Here is a 20,528-nt window from a genome sequence, read left to right as displayed (position 1 = left end):
CGTGTGGTGCCATGGAGTTGTTCGTCAGTGGGAAGCGGTGACATCCCGCAAGAAGCTCAACTTCGAATACACACCGCGCTGCACACCCGGCTCCCGGTGCCCCAGGAACGTTTCGAGCCAGCACGCGACGGCCTCCATGTCCGAGAAGACGTCGTGTTCAGTGGGAGGCGACAGAGTGCGGCTGCGGGTGTACTCGAGTTCGCACTGGACCAACGTCCGCTCTGGAGCGTCCAGTAACGTGCAGCGGTCGAACATGATGCCGAAACAGGTGCCGGTGCGAGCAGATTCGAGATTGACGTCGTAGCGCACCCGCCGAAAACTCGGCAGAGCTCTGGTCTGAAGCCCGAGTTCAGATTGGACGTAGTCCTCGAGGCTAGTGTCGAGCACGACGCCGTAGGTCACTCGCTCGCGGCGCCTCACAGCATCATCGGTGAACCACTTCTGCTTCTGGACGTAGGCGCCGTCGCTAGTGGGGATGAAGGAGACGTAGCCGCGTTGATCCGGTGGACCGGTAACCTCGAACAAGACGTTGAGGACGTCCCAGCACTCGAACTCGTGGCGGTACCGGAGCATGAAATCCGGCAGCTGCCCATCGTGTATCGCGTGCCGGACATCGACGGCCAGCCGGTAAATGTCCGCCTCGGCATCGAGCGTGTACTTGAACTCCAGTTCCTGTTCTGGCCGCCACTTCTGGAAGTGACGTTCATGGCTGTTGAGGAACTGAGCATGCTGCTGGTGATATTCGAGGACGGTCGGTAGCCAGTCGAGATCCTCGACATTGCTGGTGCGCAGCGGCTTGTCGGTGATCCGCAGGAAGCAGGCATCGGGGCCGGGAAACCGGATCTGGCTGTAGACATGGACTGCGAAGCCATCGGCATCCGGGTCAACAGCGAGGTAGAACAGCGGAACACAAGTCGATCGAGCCGGCGCGGTGGCCGCCTGCCTGATCATCTGCACAAGGCCGGGTGCCGGAAGACCATCGCAAAACAACTCAGCCAGGTGGTCCGCGGCCTGCTTTTCTCCAGCGATCGTCCTGGTCGCCACGAACGCCGGGTCGAGGTCGGACCAGGACACGACGACGGTGTTGCCGGTCGCGGAGCTCCCAGAAGGCGGGATTGAGACCAGACTGATGGCATCGTCAGCGGCCAATGCAGCTGTGCCGTGAATGAGGTGGACCGGTCCGAGAACGAGCCATGCCTCGTCCTGGTTCTGCGGATCAGTCCGCTGGTCGGTCATCACTCGGTCCCTTCGGTCGGTTGTGTCCATACCCCTGTGCGCAGCGGTGAGTGAGGAGAGCGCATTGGGCGCCCGGGCCCGGATGCCCAAGGCTGGGGTCTCCGGGCCGTGCTGAGGGCGCCAGATGGCCTTAAGGTCTGATGACCTGGGTTGTTTCCGGATCGCGGTCGGCCTCGCGGGTCTTGCGTACGCGCAGCTGCGCGACGGTTTCGGCCACCGTCGGTGGCTGCTGGTGAGCGCGCTGGTGGCGCAGCCAGAGCAGCAGGTCCGCCAGGGCGGCGACGGTGATCGCGGCGACCAGCGCCGCGAGTCCCAGGCGCGTCATCTCCGATGCCTGAAACGACGTCGGCGAGCGCGGAGCCGACGCGGCAGGGCGAAACCTGTGCCCTGGGCACGGAGAAGGGCCAGGCCGACGTCACGAGCGCCAACGGTGGACCAGCGCCCGCTTCGGCACGACGTGACCCCCGGGCATGGGTTGGGATCTGCTCGTCGGCGACATCAGTCCGACCGAGTGTGTGCCGAGCCGGAGCTCGCCACTTGCGGTTTCTGATCACCATTCTTCGGATGTTGCTTCTTGCAGGAGGCCGATTGCTGGGTTTCCTACACGGAATGCTGCGAGAATGTGCGTCAGTTGTTGCGACCCTGCATGCTCGCCACATGGTGGTCCCCGTGCTCGGGGTGCTCGGCAACCGCTCGACCTCTCCGTTCGGGCCCAGGAACGCGATGTGGTTGTTGCCCTGCTTCGCCACCACCCACGGCGACCCCGACGTCGCCGAGATCGCCGCGTTCACATCCCTGTTGTTGGTCCGGGGAAGCTTCTGCCCCTGCAACCGCTCAGCCTTCGGCCCGAGCGAGGGAGACACGGGAGCCGCCGCCTCCCCCGCACCGTCCTCTGTGACCAGCTCAGCTGCCTTCTCCTCAAGCGCTTGTTTCGCCATACCTGACAGCTCATTGAGTTCCCCGATCAGCGAGGTACGAAGCTGTCCCAGTACCCTCAAAATCTCGTCGTGCCGGATGCTGGTGGCCAGCACCTCCGACACCAACGCCAGGCACGCTTCCAAGTCGTCGTCGAGCAGAGCGATCGTGCTGGGTGGGAACTGGCGCGCGACGGCCCGCAGAGCGTGGGCAGCCTGCCGTAACCGGCTCACCGGTCGATCACCGCACCAGGACCGCCCATGACGGCTGCCATCGCCACGCCTTCGTCACTTCCGGCGATCAGTTGGCCAATGGTGAGGCGATTGGCGTGCCACAGTTTCATCAGCTCGTAGTGCTCGGTCGTGATGTGCACCGGCAGGAGCGGGTGCGCGTCGCCGCCGAGAAAGATCGGGCGCGGCAACCCCGTGTTCGCGCGATGCTCTCCGACCCGGGCCATGCGGCGCGCTCGCTGGTCGCGCTCGTCGCCGCTGATGACCACCGTCAGATACCGCACCGCTCCCGTCCGATGCCGCGCCACCGCGACCTTCTCGTAGGGGTCATCCACCACCGGGGTCCTCCAGCGATCGAGCCCAGCGGGCGTCGCAGTTCTTCTTGCGGCGTAGCAACGCCACCAGGCATCGGATCATCGTGGCCCCCGCACGAGCGAAAGGCGCTCTACCGCGAACGTCGCGACACCAGGGTGCTTGATCAAGGCTGTCTCGTTGGCTCCCAGATACAAAACCGGCCCCCAGTTCCAGTGGCTTACCGAACTCGGAGTAGACCGCGATACCGATGTTGAGGACCAGAGCGTTTCCAACGCATTCCGGCGAACATGATCGAGACGCTGAGTCATCTTTCGCGTAGCGAAGGCGTGGCTTGCCACGCTCGTCATGCCGGCCACGGTGCCGTGGAACCCCGCACGCTCGGGTCGTTGGCGGCCCAGCTGATCCCACCGGTCGCCGCTGGTGGCCATCGGCACCGTTGCGGTAGGGAGAATGCGTCATCCCTGCGAGCGCCGAGATGGTCTGCGGGAGTCACTGTCTGGATCGTGCCCGTTGTGTGTGCGTAGGCTGGGGGTTGCTTGGAGGTGTCGATGCGACGAGCTTGATGATTCGGTCGGTAGTCTTCGATGTCGGGGAGACGCTGCTTGACGCCACACGGGAATGGGGAAAGGTGGGCGGACTGGATTGGTGTACCTCGCCACACGTTTTCGGCTGTCTTGGGGACCGTGACGGCGGAAGGGCGCAACAACGCCGAGACATTCCAGGTCTTTCACCCAGGGTTCGATCTGGACGTTGAACGACAGCGGCGCGAAGACGCGGGAGTCGGTGAGCAGATTGACGAAGCCGACCTGTACCCAGATGTGCGGCCCGCGTTACAGGCACTGCGTAAGGCGAGCCTTTGGGTTGGGAACGCTGGAAATCAGACCGCGCGAGCCGCTGAACTGCTGCGCGCTTTACGGCTGCCAGCCGATGCGGTCGCCACGAGCGGGGAGTGGGGTGTGGCCAAACCTGATCCCCGTCAAATGGTCTTCGGCGTACTCGGACAGGCCAGCACGGGCAGCGATCACGGCGGCGCGCATGTGTAGCGCCCCGTAGGCCGCGGCGGCGTGTTTGGATACTCCTGGCAAGACGTTGTTGGCGGCCTGCTCGAGCATACGTCGACCGCTAGCAAGTTGACCACTGGCGAAGAAGGTCTCAGCACGGACGTAACTGACTACCGCAGTCGCGAGCAAATCGCCGGACTTCTCAGCCGCCCAGCGCATGATCTCAGAGCGTTATTCTGGCTTTTACCATCCACGGCGGTAAAATTCGAGTGATGTGACGATCCGGATGATGTTGGGAAGTTCCGCGAGGCGTCCGCGGTATCCGGTTGCGAGTATTTTCCAATTTTTGAGATGTGCGATGCATCGTTCAACGGCTGATCGGATCGAAGATATTGTATTGTTGCTTTCCTTGTCGCGCGTGGAGAGCTCACCGTTTTTCGGTTTCTTGCGTGGGGTGGTGGCGTGAGTTCCCTGATAGGCGGGATCGGCGATGGTCGGTGTCTCCGCGAGAAGATCTTCCCATCCGCACTCGGTGAAGGCTTTACGGTCGTGCATGGAGCCGGGCAGCGGTATGGACACGGCCAGCAGGCCGCCATCGGTGTCGGCCGCGACCTGGATGTTGAGTCCCGCGCGGCGGCGTTTGCCGGAGTAGTTGTCCTCGTGACCAGCACGGTTGCCGGTCGGCACATCGGTTCCGTCGACCAGGACGAGCCGACCACGAATGGCCTCCTCGAGGTCTGGAACATGCAGGCACAACGCCTCTCCGATCAGCGGCAGTATGCCCCGATAGACCCTCGATACGGTCGGCTGGCTAAGTCCGAATAGATCGCCCACAGCCGCCTGATTCAAATTCTGCCGGACATACACCAGGGTGAGCACCACCGCGCGATACAGTCCCACCACCGGAGGCCACAGTTGTTCCTCACGACACTGGACGATTTGCCAGACGCGGACGACGAGCTCCTCGATCTGGTCTGCAGCAAGCCCCGTAGTAGACTGGTAACGCAACGGCTCCACCTGTAAGTCGTGTTCTTTGGTCGGAAAACGATCTTACTAGGTCGGGGCCGTTGCCCTATTGTCCGGTATTCAAACCGCCAGAATAATGCTCTCAATTAGACGACCCGATAGATCAAAAACCCAAACTTGTCCGCGATCGCGTCGGCCGCGCGGTACGCCTGCACCAACATGCTCGCGATCTTGCACCGATAAGCACCGCTGCTTTGCAGCATCGCCCTCGTCAGCTCGGGAATCAGATCAGGTAAATGGTTCAATAGGAATGTATAGTCGGAGTTTAGGCGAGCAGACACCGTCCTGCTGGTCGCGCGAAGCAGCTCCGGCACTTCACGGGTTGGCCCGTCCTCAGGCATGTCATATACGTCCGCCAGGCAACGCAACACCGCGACATCATTCTCTACCGCCGTCTTGTTCAAGTCCGCGGAATCTAACAATTCGTCTATCTCGACAACCGAGATACGCAACTCTCATGCAAAATGCGGCCGTTGCCAGGGGCGGGGATCGCTCTCGCCTCTCTCCCACTGGGCAACGGTCGAAACAGCGACCTGCAGTGCCGCCGCCAGCGACTCTTGCGAATGATCCACCGCCTTGCGTCGCCGAATCAGCGAGGTTCTTCGCGCGGTCATGTAACTACTTCCCGTGATGTTGCTCGGTTATGCTTCCTGGGAGGCCTCGCTACAACATGTGCAGTAACGGCGGTTCTCCAGGAGGACAGAGGAATCCTGGTCTGCGGCGGATGTGTGGTCAGCTCTTGCGGTGGAAGGACTGGAGCACAGGCATCGCAGCGAGCTGTTCTGGTGAAAGTTCGTCCCAGATGAGGCCGGTGGGACGGCGGGCTGGCTCGCAAGTGATGATCTCGTCGGCGGTGACGATGAAGTCGACGCTGAAGTCGTGGCGGGTCTCGGGAATGTCCTGGTCGAGGACCTGCAAGCTATGGACAGTTGTGACGATCGTGGTATGCGGTCCGATCAAACCTGCTTCAGCGAGTAGGGCGACTTCGATGTCGGAGTAACCAGCACCTTTGCCCAGGCGTACACCTTGACGGTTGACCGCGACGCTGCCACAGACGATCAGGTTTACCGGTCGTAGCTCGTCGACGCCGACCGTTCGCGCTACGGCAGCCGCAGTGTGGCTGGATGCGGCCTCCTCGGCTGGAACGGTCAGCGTGGCGGGGTCGAGCAGGTAGAAGGGTTGCTGGGCAGCTAGTTTCGGCACCGCCATGTAAACGATTTTGCCGGCCCGCAAGGCCCGCGCGCGCGCCGGGAGTTGGGCCTTGTCAGGGACTGCCTTGACCACGGCCGCGTCGTACCACGCTGCCACGGTCGCGAGTTGAGCAGCTGCGTGGTCGGCGCCTACGAAGTTCGGAATACGGCCGTGCGAGCTACCGCCAAGGACGGCGCCTTCGCGATCCAAGAGATCCCAGACTCGCTGTCGGATCTTGTTCTTTCGGTCGTTCACGTCGGTGTTCGGCACGGCCTCACTCCTCAGGGCGTAGCAGTCATCAAGGAAAGAACCCGATCGTAAATGTCGCGGACTACGGGTTCGGATTGCCAGCTGCGAAGCTTACGGACTGCGTCGGACACGAGATTCAAGCCACCGCCACCGCGGTTGGCTTCCACCACGTCGATTGCCTCGTGCAGTGTCACCACCGCTGCATCGAGATCACGTTTGTGCAGGTAGGTGAGACTGAGATTGCCCAGCACGATAGCTCGGGACTTCGTTGGTGCTCTCGTTGCCGTGGCCGCGGTACCGAGAAATCGCTCCGCTCGGTGGTGATCACCGAGGAACAAGTAGCAGGACCCGGCGAGCCGATCGAACTGGACCGGCGAGAACAGGCGTGCGGCCGCGTCGGTGTCCGCGACGTGGCCGAAACTGGTCTCCGCTGCAGCCAGTGCCACTTCGCAGAGACGGGTTTCACCGACCATCGCGTGGGCCTCAGCCGAGTGGAGCTGAGCTAAGCCAGTGATGACATCGCTGGCCCCGGTTGCAACAGCAGCGGTGTGTTCGGTCAACCGCAGCCCTTTGACCGGGTCATGCTCGCCGTAAAGCGCCAGGTAGCTGTTCCGGAGCAGGGCATGACCTTCAGCTACCGGATCATTGACTTCTCGGGCCGCACGCTCCGCTTGCTCAAAGTAGCGGCGTGCTGTCTGGTGATCGCGGCGTTGGGAAGCGTCCCACACCAGTTGGCCGAGCAGGGTCGCCGCAGTCGCTTCGATCCGCTGCAGTTCACGGCGAGACGAGGAGCGGCTGTGCTCGGCGAGGACGTCAATCTGCCCGAGTGCCTGTGCCGCATCCGTCAGTAGGGAGAGAGACGGCATGTGGTCGTAACGTCCGTCGAGGTCATACACCCTCCGCCGAAGCTGCGCCACGGTGACCACATCGCCATGCTTCGGCTGGCCGTCGATCAATCCCCCGTCTGACCTAGCGCGCATGCCGCGCTCACTTGGTGAAGCGCCAGGTACCAACTCGTCGAGTTCGGCGGTGGAAAGCCGCAGTTCGACCTCTAGCTTGGGACGTTGCCAGGGTCGGGGATCGCTCTCGCCTCTCTCCCACCGGGCAACGGTCGAAACAGCGACCTGCAGTGCCGCCGCCAGCGACTCTTGCGAATGACCCACCGCCTTGCGCCGCCGAATCAGCAAGGTTCTTCGTGCGTTCATGCGACTACTCCCCGTGACGCCACCTGGGCAGGATACTCGAATGGCCCGCCGCGAAATGCGCAGTAAACGCTCTGGTCCGCTCCGCACAGATCAGATTGGCTGTGGATGTACACCAATGGAGCAGCGCCGATCGATCTCGCGCGGGACTCCGGCACTGCTCGCCCCCTTTTCGGAGTGTCGACCATTTCCAGGAGCAGACGTTGGAGCAGACGGATGGCAGTATCCGGCCATGAGGGCATGTTGCCCACACGGATCGACACGCACGTGGCCAGTATCGCGCGCGTTTATGACTGCTTCCTGGGAGGCAAAGACAACTACGCGGTGGATCGTGAAGTCCACCAGCGCATTACGGACATCGCACCGGAGGCAGGGCCGCTGGCGCGGGACTGCCGCCGGTGGCTGGTCCGCGTGATTCGCTACCTGGCCAACATCGTCGGGATCGACCAGTTCCTCGACCTCGGTTCCGGTTTGCCCACCGCGGAGAACACCCACCAGGTGGCGCAGCGCATGAATCGCGACGCGGTCGTGGTCTACGTCGACAACGACCCGATCGTGGCCGCGCACGGCCGAGCACTGCTCGTCGAAAACGAGCGAACCCATTTCCTTGTCGCAGATCTGCGTGAGTCGCGCGATCTCCTGTGGCACCCAGCGGTGACGCGGCGTCTGGACTTCGAACGTCCTGTCGCGTTGTTGCAGTGCTGCACCCTGCATCACCTGGAGGACGACGACCGGCCGCGGGAGATCATGGCCGCCTACATCGATGCGCTGCCGACGGGATCGTATGTCGCGTTGACTCATTTCTACGATCCCGCCGACGGAAGTGCCCTGTCTGCGTTGGCGCATGAGATCGAGCGTCGCTTCCGCACCAGTTCGATGGGAACGAGCCGGTTCCGCACACGCCAGGAGATCGAATCCTACTTCGACGGACTGGAACTCGTGCCTGCCTCGCCCGACTCTGACCTACCGCCCGTCGGGCTCGTTCGTGACTGGTGGCCCGAAGGGCCACGCCAGCGGGAGCCGCACGGCATGGAGAACCTGATCCTATGTGGACTCGCCCGTAAACCGTAGCCGTACCTGACCCTGTCGCGCGGGACCGAGGCGGCTCGTGGCAGAGAACCTATTCAATTGGCTGGGGTCACTGTGAACGCCACTGATATTGCCTTGGCAAAACAGAAGATACAGGAAGGCATATACACCCGTGATCTCAACGAGAGGCAGACCAATGGGACATCTGCCGTTCATCGGAACGCTGCAGCCAAGCTCAGCTCGGCGGCGGCGGGCAACCAAGTCCGGGCACTGCTGCTCCAGCTGGAAATCCCAAGGCCCCGCAGGGTTGGAGTGCATTCACGGATTTCCACTGCTCCAGCGCGACGTATGCGCCGCTGAGCGGAGAGCCAACGAACCGACCCCGGAGGCCGCCGCGCCGGAACCGGCCGAGTGCGTGTGACGATGAGCCAGCCCTTTCGACCTCCGGTGTCGTCTGAATCTCCGCGCCGCTATTCAGTGCCACCAGTAACCCCGCGCGGCATATGGATCGCGCGGAACGGCGATCAGGCATCTCCTCAGCCGCGAACCGCTGACCGCCACACGGCTGATGGATCGCCAAGACGCCACCGGATTACTTCCCAGGATCCCGCTCACCGACAATCTGGTATTCGAGGTCGATCGACATGCTCGTGATGGAGCACCCGTCATCCGCGCTGGAAGAAGCGTGAGGGCAGCAGCACCACCGTACGCTGCTGCCTCCGGTGTACCTCGGCGACTTCCGCACAGCGCTATACAGAGCGATGCCGAATGTGCGGTACCACAGTTGTTCCGACGACGGCGGGATCGCGCACATGTTCATCACCCACTCCGGAACTGCCGACTCATGGGTGGTCTGGTGGCGAACACCTGTTCGCCGCAGTCGCCGACACGAACGTCGACCGCATGACCGCCGCTCTGGCTGCCCCGAAGCGGAAGCGTCCTTCAGCACATATTGCGAAAGGTAAAACCAGTGACGCACTCGTCCCAGGTCGAGCAGATGAGCTCTGCAGCCCGCGATTCACGAAGCCGTTTTCAGCCGTGGCACCTTAGTAGAATTTCACCAGCGGAGAAACTGGTGATTTTCGCCGTCGTTGCCGGCATGAACAATGCGGAAATCGCAAAATCGCTCTTCCTTACTCAGCACACAATCAAAACGAAAATTTACAAGTTGCTTCGGAAGTTTGACCTCCACTACAGAGCGGAGCTCGTCGTTCTCGCCTACGAAGTAGGAATTTTCCGTCCGGGATGGGCTGGTCGTCAGCTCGACCTGCACCAGGTGAAGCTAGGAAGGGATCATTTCCCGTTTCAAAGAAAGCAGCAAGCCAAATCGCCAGAACCAGAACTGGACCTCGAATTGACATGAGTCCGGGGAAGAGGACCGCGGTTTAGCCGCACTCGGGCCGCCGCCCCTCGGATGACCGCCACGCTGCACGCTCTAGCCAGTCGGCGAACGCATCTCTCCAAGGCCGCTGCAGGCTGCTGCTGCACTCCCTGTGACCGCAAGGGCGACATCCATGTTCCATCGCGAGCGCACGCACGAACTGACCGGCGGTGATGGCAATGCCTTCACCCAACGGTTAACCGAACTCCACTTTCACCGCCTGTATCGCGCCTTCGAGGTCGACACCTACTACAGCGACGGCACCCGGGTTCGCCAGCGCAACGGCTACGCCGAGATCACGCGCACCAGGGCAGCCGCGGAACACGACCACACCACTGGGGTCACGCACCTGACGGCCAGCGTCGTGCTGCTCTCCGGAGACCAGGCTGTGGCCGCCAACGAGCTGCTGTGCGCACTCGGCCTTCACCGCCTGGTCCGGGTCCAGAAAGTCCGAACATTGTTCCAGCACGTGCGAGAGACCATCACCGTCACCGTCGACGAACTCACCGACCTCCACAGCTGCTTCACCGAGACCAAGGTCACCGCCTCCACCGTGACGAACGCGGAACAGCGGCTGGCCGCCGCCGAGCACTCGCTCGGCCTGTCCGACTGCCGGATCGAACCCCGGCCATACCCGCAGCTCGTACTGGAACATCTCACCGCCCACGAACGCGAACCAGCAGAGACAGGAGTGCTTCCTTGGACGGCAGTTCATTGATCATCCCGCTGATCATCGATGACGGCGGTCAACAAGCCGGCTGTCGTGGATGTGCGATCGGCTGCGGAGTGGCATTGCTGGTGAACGCGATCGCACGGGTCGCTGTCTCCCTGACCACGAGGTGATGCGGCGATGCCACCCCCTCCCATCCCCGCCGAGGAACGCGCCAGGATCGAGCAGTTACTGCTTGACGGCGTCCGGCCTTACCACATCGTCAAACAGGTCGGCCGGTCCGAATGGGCCGTCTGGCGAATCCGCGAGATGTTGTGCGACCAGGTCCACGCCGACGACATCGACACGTGGCGAATGCGGGGCCCTGGGTGGCTCGGCAACAATCTCGGGCACCGGCTCGCCGAACCCCGATTTCCCCACGTCACCGAAGCCGTCCACGGCTGGCTCTCCGACCGCGTGCAACTCCACCAGGTGATCAACGCGATCGAGAAGGCTGCCCTGATGCGGAAAAAGCGATCCTGACGACTCCCACGCCGGATCTTCCTGCAATGGCCGGCTGGTCAGCAACCTCACCAGCTCACCCACCCACGAGAGAAGGAACCACTGATGCCGAAGCGGCTTCTGTCCATTGACGTCGGCGACACTCTTGCCACCGGCCCCAGCCTCACCGCCGCCCTCCGCGACGCAGCCGATCTGCCCGGGGACATCGTGGCGAAAACCGTCCGCACTCGCCTGCACTGCGCCCCCGAGATCACCGACCAGGTGATCGGCACGGTGGCATCTGACCTCGAACTCGACATCAGCACCGTCCGTGACATCGTCGATAACCAAGGCGATCTGCGTGTGAATCCGAGTGCCCAGTTCGCACTGATGGCAATCCGCGATGCGTTCCCCGACATCCGGATCGTCCTGAACTCCAACGCCACCGCAGCCGCCACACACCAGACGATGACCGTCAAGCGCGCGTTCGCCGGGATCATCGACGACTACTACATCTCCTGCGAGACCGGCTTCGCCAAGGGAGTCCACTACCAGGCCTTCACTCACATCGCCGACGATCACCAAGTGTACCTCGACGAGATCATCCACATTGGAGACCAGCTCGAAGACGATGTCGAAGCCGCGTTGAAGCAAGGGTGCGCGGCGATGCTGGTCCACCCCGATCACGCCGACCTAGTCGAGTACGCCCCCGCAGGACCCGACCGCTACCGCGCCGCGGCGACCATCATCGACGCCGCCCAGACCCTGCGGACCTGGATCTCCGAGGACCACGACACCAACCCCAGGCTCACCGTACGAGGGGCGATGCTCATCCGAGACCTCGACGACCGCATTCTGATCGCCACCGGCCCCAGCGATCACGGCAAGTACTACCTACCCAGTGGACGTTGCCACCCCTTCTTCCCGCAAGATCCCGCTGCCACCGCCGTCCGCGAAATCCACGAAGAGCTCGGCATCACCCTGAACCTCAGCAAACACGACCTGCTCAACACCGCCTGGTCACACAAAGAGACCCGACGCGACGGCAGCAACAAGATCATTTTTACGTTCGATGCCGGGCACATCGACCCCGAGGAACTCACCATCAACCCCGATCACACCGAGATCGCCGACTACAAGTGGGCCACGCCTGAAGAAGCCGCGGACGCGCTCGACCCCAGAGAACTCGAACGACTCAACGACATCGAACAGGGCGAACACATCACCTTCCAACACGGCATTGGAGTGAGCTCCACGCCACAGCGAGCAGCCGCGTGACGCGTTGACCAGGATCGCGACGCGCATTGTCACCGAAAGGCCAGCCGCGTCAGACATCCTCGATGCCCCCAGAGAATGGAATTCGATGATTCCTCTCCTATGGCGCTCCTATGGCTAGCTCAGCAAGCATCGCGCACCAAGCCCCCAACATCGCGCGAAACTTAGTGCTGGTTCTCGTAGGATTCGACGACCTCGACCGGAATTCGGGCTCGAGCTAAAACCCGCATCCCCTGTTTCCGGTCCCGATCCCGAATAGCCTGGCTACGTTCCCGGCCGGCCGTAGTCGCCGTCGCTGCGGACTTGCCGGTCTTGGCGACGGCGCGCTTGCGGCCACCGGCCTTCCGCGCATTTGACCACGAAGACGCCAGCGAGTCACGGAGTTTGGCAGCATTCTCGGAGGACAGGCCAATTGCATAGTTCGCTCCATCTGAACTGAACTCGACAATACTCTCAAACCGCTGTGCCGTCGATGTCGCCGAAGGAGCTGAATTGCGACTTGCCGAGCCAAGACGGTCTCCCTTTTCACCGTGCACAACACGACTCCAAACGCTCTAAGAGTTCAAATGTGGATCCCCGCGGAAACAAGTTAACCCAATTAGGTCCTAGCCAACATGAATCCTTGAGATTTATGGTTTCATTGCGAATGCATCAAACATAGACGGAGGCCGACTCCCCGTTTAAACGATCCGATGTCCACAAAGGAGTTCAAGATGGATGCGAAAGCATGCAAGGAAGTCCGATGCACGGACGCAATGGGCTGTAGTCAGGGTTCGCGAATTTCGCCGCTCGCTCATGGCCGTGTAGCTGTGCAACCGCCGCCCGGTGAGTGGTTCGAGGTGAACGCCGAGGAGCTTCGTGACTTGCTCGCTGCGGCCCGGGAGGCGATCTGGGAGTCACACGCGGACTACGACCCCACTCCTCGAACGACCGTGGTGGGTGGGACGTGTTTCTGAGGGAACTGTATGAATCGGTGCGGCAGCGTCTGGACGCCGTGGCGAGGGTCGTGAGCGATGGTGATGACCGGGCGGTGACCGCGGTTGCTCGTTCCGAGGTACCGCACCTCATCGACGCCGTGCGAACTTTGATGGCCGGACACGAGCCGAACGAGATCGGTGAGTGCCCGGCGTGCTCTCGAACCTTGTGGCGGTGGCAGAAACCGTGGCGGCGACCGACATCGCCGTGCAAACCCTACCTCGCGGCACGGCGGGCCCTGTTCAACGAGACCGACGAGCCTCGTCACGCCTTGCGCTGACCCCATGATCTGGCTCGGCTCCCAGCACTCCCCCGGCCCGGGAGCCGAGCTACCGGCTGGCGACACGTCGCCGGGCTGTACCCCCGAACAGCCATGACTTCGACGCCGTGTCGCCGGCCGGGCCCTTTCCGCAAGGAGCACGCATTGATTTCCGTTCAGCTTGCCCAGGAGTTCGTGGAACGGCTGGTCGAGGACGTGCTGTTCGACTGGTGGCCGGACATCACCGCAACCACCGTGCACATCCCCGGCGTCGACGACGGGTATGCGCGGGTGATCGAGGTACAGCCCGGCGAGTGGAAGCCCGTTGCGCGGTGCCAGGTCTGGATTCAGCCGCCGTGTGCGATGAAGCCGCCCAGCAGCCCACTGCCCCGGTGCGAGCAGTGCGTCGGCTACCTCACGAACGCTGGCCTCCCGGATCCCGCCGAGCTCGCCTTGCACACCAAACTGCGGCTCCCGCCGGACGGTACGCGTCCTGTGTTCTCGCGTGCCCCCAGCCACTGATCGCGAAGTCGTGTCAAAGCTTCCGGCGGACCAACGGTGACCCCGACGCCTGCGGTCCGCCAGGTTTCCAGCAGAGGAGTGAGGCCGATGAGGCGCCGAAACCAACGGCTTTCAGTACTGGCCGTCCTCTCCCGCCTCGGGCGTCCACCCGACCGCTACACGTGGACGATCCCCTGCCGCGACGCACGAGGAAGGCGGGCTCGGCTGCGCGTGGGACTGGCCCCGGGCGGCGTGACGCTGACGGTCACCCGGCATGGGCCGATCATGTTCACTCCGCTGGAAGCCGGCCGGCTGCGGGCCGCCGTGCGCGACGCCATCTCTACACACGCTCCGCTGGCAGCACCGGGAGCCCGAACTCGGCATCGCCGCACCGGACCACCGCTTTTCGGGGCGTTCTTTGCCTTCAGCACGGACTACCAGGCCGTACCCGCGAAGGCCGCGCCGGCCATCGTCAACCGAGGAACAGGAAGACAGTCATGCCACCCCAACACGGAAGGATTCTGGGTATGCCGCCGCAGGAAGCCGCCGATGCCCGGCAGCGTGATCTGGCCGGCGCCGCGGACTGGTACCGGCTGAAGTTGGGCTGGCCGGTGACCTTCGATGCAGTCCATCGCCGCTTGATCCTGCGCACCGGCGAAGCGCTCGATGCCGTCGTCCTGCCGGACTGGTTGGCCGACACCGTCGTCCAACACCTCGAACAGAACCTGCAAGCAGGGCCGGTGTGCATCGACACCACCACAACCTGGTGGACCATCCTCACCGAACCCTCCCCACGAGCCCACGCCGACATCGCCCCGAAGTTGCGCAGCCGCCGGGTCTACGCCATCCCACGCGGCGGGCAGGTCATCGTTGCCCACCCACTGGACGCGCCCCACTGGCGTCGGCCACCGGAACCCGGCAGCCGGCTCCCACCGTGGACAACCGTGATCACCGCAACCAACCGCGCCATTGATCGTCCCTGCTAAGCCCGCGATCACATCGCTGAACGTCGAGCGTGCGCGCGTCACTTCCCCGCAGCGCACGCTCCGCGAGGGTCGAGCCGCCCCAACGCGCCCCTCCACTGGGGCGGCTCCCCACCTCACCGGTGCTCCCACACCGAGCACCGTCCGCCGATTGGGCGACCTTGATCGAAGGTGCCCTGCAGACATGATCGCCAGGAGCGTCGGTTCCAGTCTCGTCGCCCTGGCCCAGCGCGCATTCGCCAGCTTCGGGCTACCCAGCAGGCAAGTTCGAGGTTGAGCGGTACTCATGTTGCAGCAAGGGCGAGGCAGTTGATGTCGGATTTCATAGTGGACCGTGACCGCGGCAAACCTGCACCTGACAATTTCTGGGAGTTCCGCTCAGGCGATACGTTCGTTCGGGTGGCGATGCCGTTCAGCAGCGCCCACGGCCGCTGAGTCCTGATCGAACTCGGTTGGGGGAACGAGTTCGGACTCCTCCCGAGCTTCCCCAGCGTCTAGCGTCTCGAGTAGCTGGCGTGCCACGCGGATGGCATCCGGCCTACGACCAGGATGCTGTGTGGCATGCCGGATGGCTTGCCGTCGGTCCCGCGCGCATACACCACCCCAGATGCCCCAACTCTCGCCTTCGTCGATTTCGTAGGCGAGGGCGACCACAAGGCAGCCTGTCCGAACCGGACAGTCAGCACACGCCCACTTCGCTTGACGCCGCTGGCGGCTCAAGGAGTCGACGCCGCGAGCTGGCTCAGGAAACCACTCGCCTTGGATGCCGTCGACGCATCGACCCTGCCGATGCACTCGTCTTTCTAGATCGCGAAACAATGCGACCCCCCGATGATCAAAGCCCTTGTGTAGCTTGATCTTGTCCGCTATAGAGGACTTGGAGCTTCGAACGTAAGCCGTCGAGGACCAGGTGTCAACTTCACTGAACTCGGGGCTTGCGCATGTCCCCTAAAGAGGACACCCTGGACTGGCGGTGGAAGGAGGTGTCGTCGATGGGGACCGAACGGGGCAAGGTCCACCACACGTTCGCCGAGAAACTTGATCTTCTGTTCGGCAGCGTCAGACGTGAGGATGGCGAGCGGCACACGGTCCGGGAAGTCGCCACGGGCTGTGGCATGTCCAAGACGCATCTCTACAACCTCCTCAGCGGCGACCGTGAGCCCAGCCATGCCACGGTGAAGGCTCTGGCGGAGTTCTTCGATGTGCCATTGGACTACTTCGCCGACACCGAACGCGGACGCGAGCTGACGTCGCAGTACGCGTTGCTCGCGAAATTCGGCGAGGGGAAGCTGCGTGCATTGGCTCGTGGCGCGGAGCAGCTGTCGGTGGAGTCGATGAACAACGTGCTGGCTTTCATCGAGTTCGAGGCCAGCCGCCAGAAGAAAACAGCTGACGATCACTCACCTGAGTGACGATGTGTCTCTGTCCCTGTTGATCGGTGATCGCGAGACGACACTGGATCTCCGTACTCGGCGTTAGTGCCGCGCTCTGGGGGTGAGCTTGCTGTGGGAAGGTGGCGGGAGTCGCGCCAAGGCTGGGCGTCGGAGCGGGCGCTGCGACGGCGCCTTCGCCGGGACCTCGCTGGTCTTGGCATCGACGAGCCTGTGGACATGGGCGAGGTCTGCAGGCGACTAAGTGTGCAGCGCGACAAGCCGATTCGGCTTGTCGCTTATCCGTTTGCGGTTCCCGGGCCCTTTGGTTGGTGGGGCGGTACGCCTGATACCGACTTCATTCTTTACCAGGCTGAGACGACACCCGCGCATCAGCAGCACATCATCGCGCACGAGCTGGGGCATCTACTCGCCGACCACAAGCCCGACCCGGACGAGGATCCGTTGTGGGCGACGATGATGCCTGACATCTCGCCGGAGGTGATCCGTCGCGCGCTGCGCCGTACGTCCTATGACACCGTGCAGGAACAAGAGGCAGAGATCGCGGCCACGATGCTGCTGGAAGCAGCGGCAGTCGTTGAATGCGTCCGACTTCCCGGTCTCTCACAGCGCGCTGGCCGGGCGCAGCGCGCTCTCGGCGACCGGATGGTCTGGCTGTGATGCTGGAAGAGCTCGTGGCCGCGGCGCTCAGCCTCGCCTTGCTGTGGTGCTTGCATCGAGCGTGGCGCACGCCAGGAGACCCTGCGCTGTGGATGGTCTCCGCCTGCTTGGCCTTCATGGCACTCAGCTATCCGCTGGGTTGGCTGGCCAGAGCGGCCGAGGCGGATCCCGCTGGCCAGCACGGCATCCCGAAAGTGCTGCTCAACGCAGTGATCATGCTCGGGTACTTCTTCTTGATGCTGTTTTTCCTGTTCTCGGCAGCATCAGCGGGCAAGGGCGTCAGGCACCAAGCTTGGCGGGAAGTCATCCCGCTAGCTGCTGCGTTGATCGCTCAGACAGTGTCGATGGCCCTGACTCCCGACCACCTTCGCGATCACAAGTTTTCCACCACGGACCTGCAGATTCCCGGTATCGCCAGCTTCTACTTCGCCGGAGCAAGCTACCTCGTCTACGTACTCGTGCAGGCCGCCCGCTTCGCGTTGCGGTATGCCGCTGAGTCCAACCGGCGCGTGCGGATCGGCTTGCGGATGGCTGCCGTCGGACTCGGAATCCGTGCTCTGAGTGGCTCATTGCGGGTGCTGCTCGTAGTCGTGTTCTGGCTCGGTGGAAATGTCCCAGACGCGGTGCGGGAGATGACGGCGACGCTGGCTGTCATCGGTGGCGGTCTGTTCGTGACGGGCGTGCTCTGCCCGGCGGTTTTGCTGCGGATAGCCACCATGCGGGTGTGGTGGCAACATCGACGCGCCTACCGCGAGCTGCGCCCGCTGTGGGAGGTCCTCAACTCGGTCTATCCGAAGGATGCTCTTGATCGCCGGACACGAAGCCTGTGGCGGGAACGAGTGTCTCCTCGCCGAGTCCGCCGGCGCTACTGGCGTCGTGTCATCGAGATCCGTGACGGACTGGTCCAGCTCAGTCCGCACCTCGCGGACTTCGGTTATTCGCCGAGCCGCCCAGCAGACCAGCAGATCACCACCTTCCAGTGCGCCCTGCGGCATCGGTACGAAGGCTTGCCCGCGACGACTTCCTCAGCGGTCCTGGTGGCGGCGCCGCCAGTCGGCAACGTCGAAAGTGACGTCGCCGAGCTGCTGGCCTTGACACGGAAGATCGTGTTGCAACAGGGCGATACACCCCACAGGCGAGACACGGGGCTACGCGCACGCAACGCCTTCATGATCGACCGGATCCGGGCGCAGGATCTCGCTCCCTACGCTGAACGGCGCTACGTTCTGCGTGTTCTCGCCATCAGCGGACGCGCGACGGGCGAGATTCGGTCGGTCCCGATCGCGGTCACCCAGCTCGACGGCCAACGGTATGTGTGCGCCCCGCATCGCCAGCGCGACTGGGTTCGCAATCTTCTGGCCGCCGGCCAAGCACAGATCGAGCGCGACACACATCCTACGCATCGTGCTGTGCTCGTCGAAGGCGATGAGGCGGCAAGAGCCATCCATACCTACCTGCACGATCTCGGGAACCCCTCCATGATCTGGCCGTTCCCGCCCAACGCTCCGGTCAGTGAGATCCTTGCCCATACCTCCACAACCGCGGTCTTCCGTCTTGAGCCCCACCCAGGATGATCCGCCCGCCCCTGTTGCGGCCCAGGAACAGGCGATTCGCATCACTTGAAGCCCAAGCCACCCTGCTCGGTCAATGTACGACGCAGCGCGGAGAGGACGATGACGTGCAGCAGCTGATCACCGCCAGTCAGGTGCTCATCGGGCCAGCCCAGCAGCGGATCCAGGAAGGCGCGGTCCTGATCCAAGACGACACCATTCTCGCCGTGGGACATCGACATCACCTCGAGCAACAAGCCGACGAGAATGCCCGGCGGCGGGACTACCCGAACTCCACCGTGTTGCCGGGACTCATCAACGGCCATGTCCATCTCTGCTTCGACACCAGCCCCCGATTCCTCGAATCGGTGCAGCAGGACAATGACGCAGATTTGCTCCTGGGCATGGCCGCGCGGGCACAACAAGCTCTCGCCAGCGGGGTTACCACCGTTCGCGATCTCGGTGACCGTGGCGGCCTCTCCATCCGCCTCCGCGATGCCATCGCACGCGACGAACTGCCGGGACCACGTATCCTCGCCGCCGCGGCACCGTTGACTATCCCTAACGGACATTGCCACTTCCTCGGTGGGACCGTCTCTGGAGAGGCCGAGATCCGCCGGCTAGTGCACCACAACGCCGCCCTGGGAGCAGACGTCATCAAGGTTATGGCCTCCGGCGGTCAGATCACCCCGAACTCGCCCCCGATGTGGGCGTCACAGTTCACCGCAGAGGAACTATCGATCATCGTGGAAGAGGCATCGCAGCTGAAGCTACCGGTAGCCGCGCACGCGCACGGCACCGAAGCCATCGCCGCCGCGACCGCCGCTGGGGTCTCCACCATTGAACACTGCTCCTGGCAAAGCGCCAACGGACCAGACCGGCGCGACGACGTCGCGAAACAAATGGCTGACAGGGGAATCTATGCCTGCACCGCGCTGAGCGGAAACTGGCGCTCGATCATGAAACGCCTCGGCCCCGAGGGAACGGAGGCGATGTACGGCCGACTGGTGTGGCTCGCTGAACTCGGCGTGCCCCTGATCATCGGCACCGACGCTGGTCTACCCGGCTCATGGTTCGACGACCTCGTCGGAACCATGGAACTCTTTGAGTACCTCGGCTTCGCCCACGACCGGATCATCGACATGGCAACGTTCATCAGCGCCACAGCGTTCGGCATCGCCAACAACGTCGGCCGGCTGCAGCGCGGCTATTCCGCCGACCTGATTGTCGTTGACGGCGACCCCCTCACACGCCTCGCCCACCTTCGAAACCTGCAACTCGTTCTCGCCCGCGGCCGCGAGTTCCGAGCCTCGAGCTGACAAGAACCCGGCACAGATGCCAGCGACCGGCACCGCTGAGGATACGGGCTACGCGAAGCCTCCTCCGTACCTACGCTGGCGTCATCACCGAACTCGCCCTGGCGCGAGATCGCAGCGTTCACTGACCCAGCGGAACCGGCCGGATCAGCGTGCCCGGATCCTTACTTGGTCTCGTGCTTGGCGAAACTGGGGGCTGGATTCGCTTGTCTTTCACAAGCGCCCGAAACCCGCACGACCGCGCGGACCTCGAAAAGGATCAAGGTCCGCGTGGCCGGTGCTGGGCTAGCGGCAATCCAAGTAGAGGCTGTCAGGAGAGACACCGTTCTGGCGTAGGCGGAAAGTCGTCCAACCGTTTTGGTCTAGCTTCTGGCATGGATCGAGGCCGTACATGTTGATACCGACCCATCGGCCGGGTGCGCATGAGTGGTGTACGTGGACGAAGTAGTCGAACAGTCCCGCTGACTCCGTCCACCAGGAGAAGCCGCAGGCGGCTCGCTGCTGCGTGGGGCCGTGTCCGGAATCGGATGCTGCCGTGGCATGGGCGGCACCGGTAGTGAACGCGGCCAGCATGCTCATCGCGGACAGACAAAGCGCGGCGGACCGCCGACGTCGGCGGCGGGTGTCTGAAGCTCCTGTGGTTGCACCGGTTTTGCCCTCAGAACGAGAATGATCGGTTCTCTTCATTGTCAG

21 protein-coding genes and 1 pseudogene are annotated in these 20,528 nt (G+C 63.3%); 12 read left to right on the top strand and 10 right to left on the bottom strand.

The window, feature by feature from the left end:
* Positions 1 to 24 precede the first annotated feature (24 nt).
* From FDZ84_RS29295 to FDZ84_RS29285, 3 genes are all read right to left on the bottom strand, one after another.
* The gene (locus FDZ84_RS29295; protein WP_168588495.1) at positions 25 to 1,236 is read right to left on the bottom strand and encodes a hypothetical protein; all 1,212 of its coding nucleotides are present in this window, start codon (positions 1,234 to 1,236) and stop codon (positions 25 to 27) included.
* A gap of 130 nt (positions 1,237 to 1,366) precedes the next feature.
* Positions 1,367 to 1,561, bottom strand: coding sequence for a hypothetical protein (locus FDZ84_RS29290; RefSeq protein ID WP_168588494.1), 195 nt, complete (start codon positions 1,559 to 1,561; stop codon positions 1,367 to 1,369).
* Between the two features lie 819 nt (positions 1,562 to 2,380).
* Positions 2,381 to 2,716 (bottom strand): hypothetical protein, encoded by a 336-nt coding sequence (locus FDZ84_RS29285; protein ID WP_168588493.1) that lies wholly within the window; start codon positions 2,714 to 2,716, stop codon positions 2,381 to 2,383.
* 542 nt (positions 2,717 to 3,258) lie between these two features.
* Here FDZ84_RS29285 and FDZ84_RS29280 point away from each other — a divergent pair.
* A pseudogene (locus FDZ84_RS29280) lies at positions 3,259 to 3,670 on the top strand (HAD family hydrolase); the annotation flags it as partial.
* Between the two features lie 270 nt (positions 3,671 to 3,940).
* On the opposite strand, the gene FDZ84_RS29275 reads toward FDZ84_RS29280, so the two are convergent.
* The 5 genes from FDZ84_RS29275 to FDZ84_RS29255 all read right to left on the bottom strand — a co-directional run bounded on the left by FDZ84_RS29275 (position 3,941) and on the right by FDZ84_RS29255 (position 7,368).
* Complete coding sequence (locus FDZ84_RS29275; protein ID WP_246868516.1) at positions 3,941 to 4,714, bottom strand: transposase family protein; 774 nt, start codon at positions 4,712 to 4,714, stop codon at positions 3,941 to 3,943.
* A gap of 95 nt (positions 4,715 to 4,809) precedes the next feature.
* On the bottom strand, positions 4,810 to 5,127 hold the full coding sequence (locus FDZ84_RS29270) for a hypothetical protein (RefSeq protein ID WP_168588492.1): 318 nt from the start codon (positions 5,125 to 5,127) through the stop codon (positions 4,810 to 4,812).
* 51 nt (positions 5,128 to 5,178) lie between these two features.
* Positions 5,179 to 5,337 carry a helix-turn-helix transcriptional regulator gene (locus FDZ84_RS41125; protein ID WP_168588491.1) on the bottom strand — a complete coding sequence of 53 codons (159 nt, stop codon included), beginning with the start codon at positions 5,335 to 5,337 and terminating at the stop codon, positions 5,179 to 5,181.
* 118 nt (positions 5,338 to 5,455) lie between these two features.
* A complete protein-coding gene (locus FDZ84_RS29260) occupies positions 5,456 to 6,184 on the bottom strand; it encodes a 5-formyltetrahydrofolate cyclo-ligase (protein WP_168588490.1) in 729 nt (242 codons plus the stop codon).
* Positions 6,185 to 6,195: 11 nt separating this feature from the next.
* Positions 6,196 to 7,368 (bottom strand): transcriptional regulator, encoded by a 1,173-nt coding sequence (locus FDZ84_RS29255; protein ID WP_168588489.1) that lies wholly within the window; start codon positions 7,366 to 7,368, stop codon positions 6,196 to 6,198.
* Positions 7,369 to 7,581: 213 nt separating this feature from the next.
* Between FDZ84_RS29255 and FDZ84_RS29250 the strand changes: the two genes are divergently transcribed.
* The 5 genes from FDZ84_RS29250 (at position 7,582) to FDZ84_RS29230 (ending at position 12,203) form a co-directional block, all read left to right on the top strand.
* Complete coding sequence (locus FDZ84_RS29250; RefSeq protein ID WP_168588488.1) at positions 7,582 to 8,436, top strand: SAM-dependent methyltransferase; 855 nt, start codon at positions 7,582 to 7,584, stop codon at positions 8,434 to 8,436.
* Between the two features lie 928 nt (positions 8,437 to 9,364).
* On the top strand, positions 9,365 to 9,757 hold the full coding sequence (locus FDZ84_RS29245) for a response regulator transcription factor (RefSeq protein ID WP_168588487.1): 393 nt from the start codon (positions 9,365 to 9,367) through the stop codon (positions 9,755 to 9,757).
* Between the two features lie 151 nt (positions 9,758 to 9,908).
* Positions 9,909 to 10,493 carry an adenylate cyclase gene (locus FDZ84_RS29240; protein WP_168588486.1) on the top strand — a complete coding sequence of 195 codons (585 nt, stop codon included), beginning with the start codon at positions 9,909 to 9,911 and terminating at the stop codon, positions 10,491 to 10,493.
* A 132-nt stretch (positions 10,494 to 10,625) separates the two neighbouring features.
* Complete coding sequence (locus tag FDZ84_RS29235) at positions 10,626 to 10,967, top strand: hypothetical protein (protein WP_168588485.1); 342 nt, start codon at positions 10,626 to 10,628, stop codon at positions 10,965 to 10,967.
* A gap of 84 nt (positions 10,968 to 11,051) precedes the next feature.
* Positions 11,052 to 12,203, top strand: coding sequence for an NUDIX domain-containing protein (locus tag FDZ84_RS29230; protein ID WP_168588484.1), 1,152 nt, complete (start codon positions 11,052 to 11,054; stop codon positions 12,201 to 12,203).
* A gap of 161 nt (positions 12,204 to 12,364) precedes the next feature.
* Here the strand turns inward: FDZ84_RS29230 and FDZ84_RS29225 are convergent, their stop codons facing one another.
* Entirely contained in the window at positions 12,365 to 12,736 is a 372-nt protein-coding gene (locus tag FDZ84_RS29225; RefSeq protein ID WP_168588483.1) for a histone-like nucleoid-structuring protein Lsr2, read from the bottom strand.
* An 863-nt stretch (positions 12,737 to 13,599) separates the two neighbouring features.
* Here FDZ84_RS29225 and FDZ84_RS38160 point away from each other — a divergent pair.
* Both FDZ84_RS38160 and FDZ84_RS29215 read left to right on the top strand, forming a co-directional pair.
* Entirely contained in the window at positions 13,600 to 13,956 is a 357-nt protein-coding gene (locus FDZ84_RS38160; protein ID WP_210435198.1) for a hypothetical protein, read from the top strand.
* 506 nt (positions 13,957 to 14,462) lie between these two features.
* Complete coding sequence (locus tag FDZ84_RS29215; protein ID WP_246868515.1) at positions 14,463 to 14,921, top strand: hypothetical protein; 459 nt, start codon at positions 14,463 to 14,465, stop codon at positions 14,919 to 14,921.
* A 375-nt stretch (positions 14,922 to 15,296) separates the two neighbouring features.
* Here the strand turns inward: FDZ84_RS29215 and FDZ84_RS40170 are convergent, their stop codons facing one another.
* The gene (locus tag FDZ84_RS40170) at positions 15,297 to 15,713 is read right to left on the bottom strand and encodes a WhiB family transcriptional regulator (protein ID WP_256413781.1); all 417 of its coding nucleotides are present in this window, start codon (positions 15,711 to 15,713) and stop codon (positions 15,297 to 15,299) included.
* A gap of 197 nt (positions 15,714 to 15,910) precedes the next feature.
* Between FDZ84_RS40170 and FDZ84_RS29205 the strand changes: the two genes are divergently transcribed.
* The 4 genes from FDZ84_RS29205 to FDZ84_RS29190 all read left to right on the top strand — a co-directional run bounded on the left by FDZ84_RS29205 (position 15,911) and on the right by FDZ84_RS29190 (position 19,838).
* Positions 15,911 to 16,330: a helix-turn-helix domain-containing protein gene (locus tag FDZ84_RS29205; protein ID WP_168590431.1), complete on the top strand. Its 420-nt coding sequence runs from the start codon at positions 15,911 to 15,913 to the stop codon at positions 16,328 to 16,330.
* 225 nt (positions 16,331 to 16,555) lie between these two features.
* A complete protein-coding gene (locus FDZ84_RS29200) occupies positions 16,556 to 16,969 on the top strand; it encodes an ImmA/IrrE family metallo-endopeptidase (RefSeq protein WP_246868514.1) in 414 nt (137 codons plus the stop codon).
* Positions 16,969 to 18,543, top strand: a complete 1,575-nt coding sequence (locus tag FDZ84_RS29195; protein WP_371812924.1) for an MAB_1171c family putative transporter — start codon at positions 16,969 to 16,971, stop codon at positions 18,541 to 18,543. Before FDZ84_RS29200 ends, FDZ84_RS29195 begins: the two co-directional genes overlap by 1 nt.
* A 104-nt stretch (positions 18,544 to 18,647) precedes the next feature.
* Complete coding sequence (locus FDZ84_RS29190) at positions 18,648 to 19,838, top strand: amidohydrolase family protein (protein ID WP_246868513.1); 1,191 nt, start codon at positions 18,648 to 18,650, stop codon at positions 19,836 to 19,838.
* The last annotated feature ends 690 nt before the right edge of the window (positions 19,839 to 20,528 follow it).

Origin of the sequence: Saccharopolyspora sp. ASAGF58 (genome assembly GCF_012277335.1) — a bacterium.
In the GTDB taxonomy this organism is placed as follows: domain Bacteria; phylum Actinomycetota; class Actinomycetes; order Mycobacteriales; family Pseudonocardiaceae; genus Saccharopolyspora; species Saccharopolyspora hattusasensis.
Note: the sequence above shows the minus strand (reverse complement) of the source record. Positions and strands in the feature narration are given on the sequence as shown.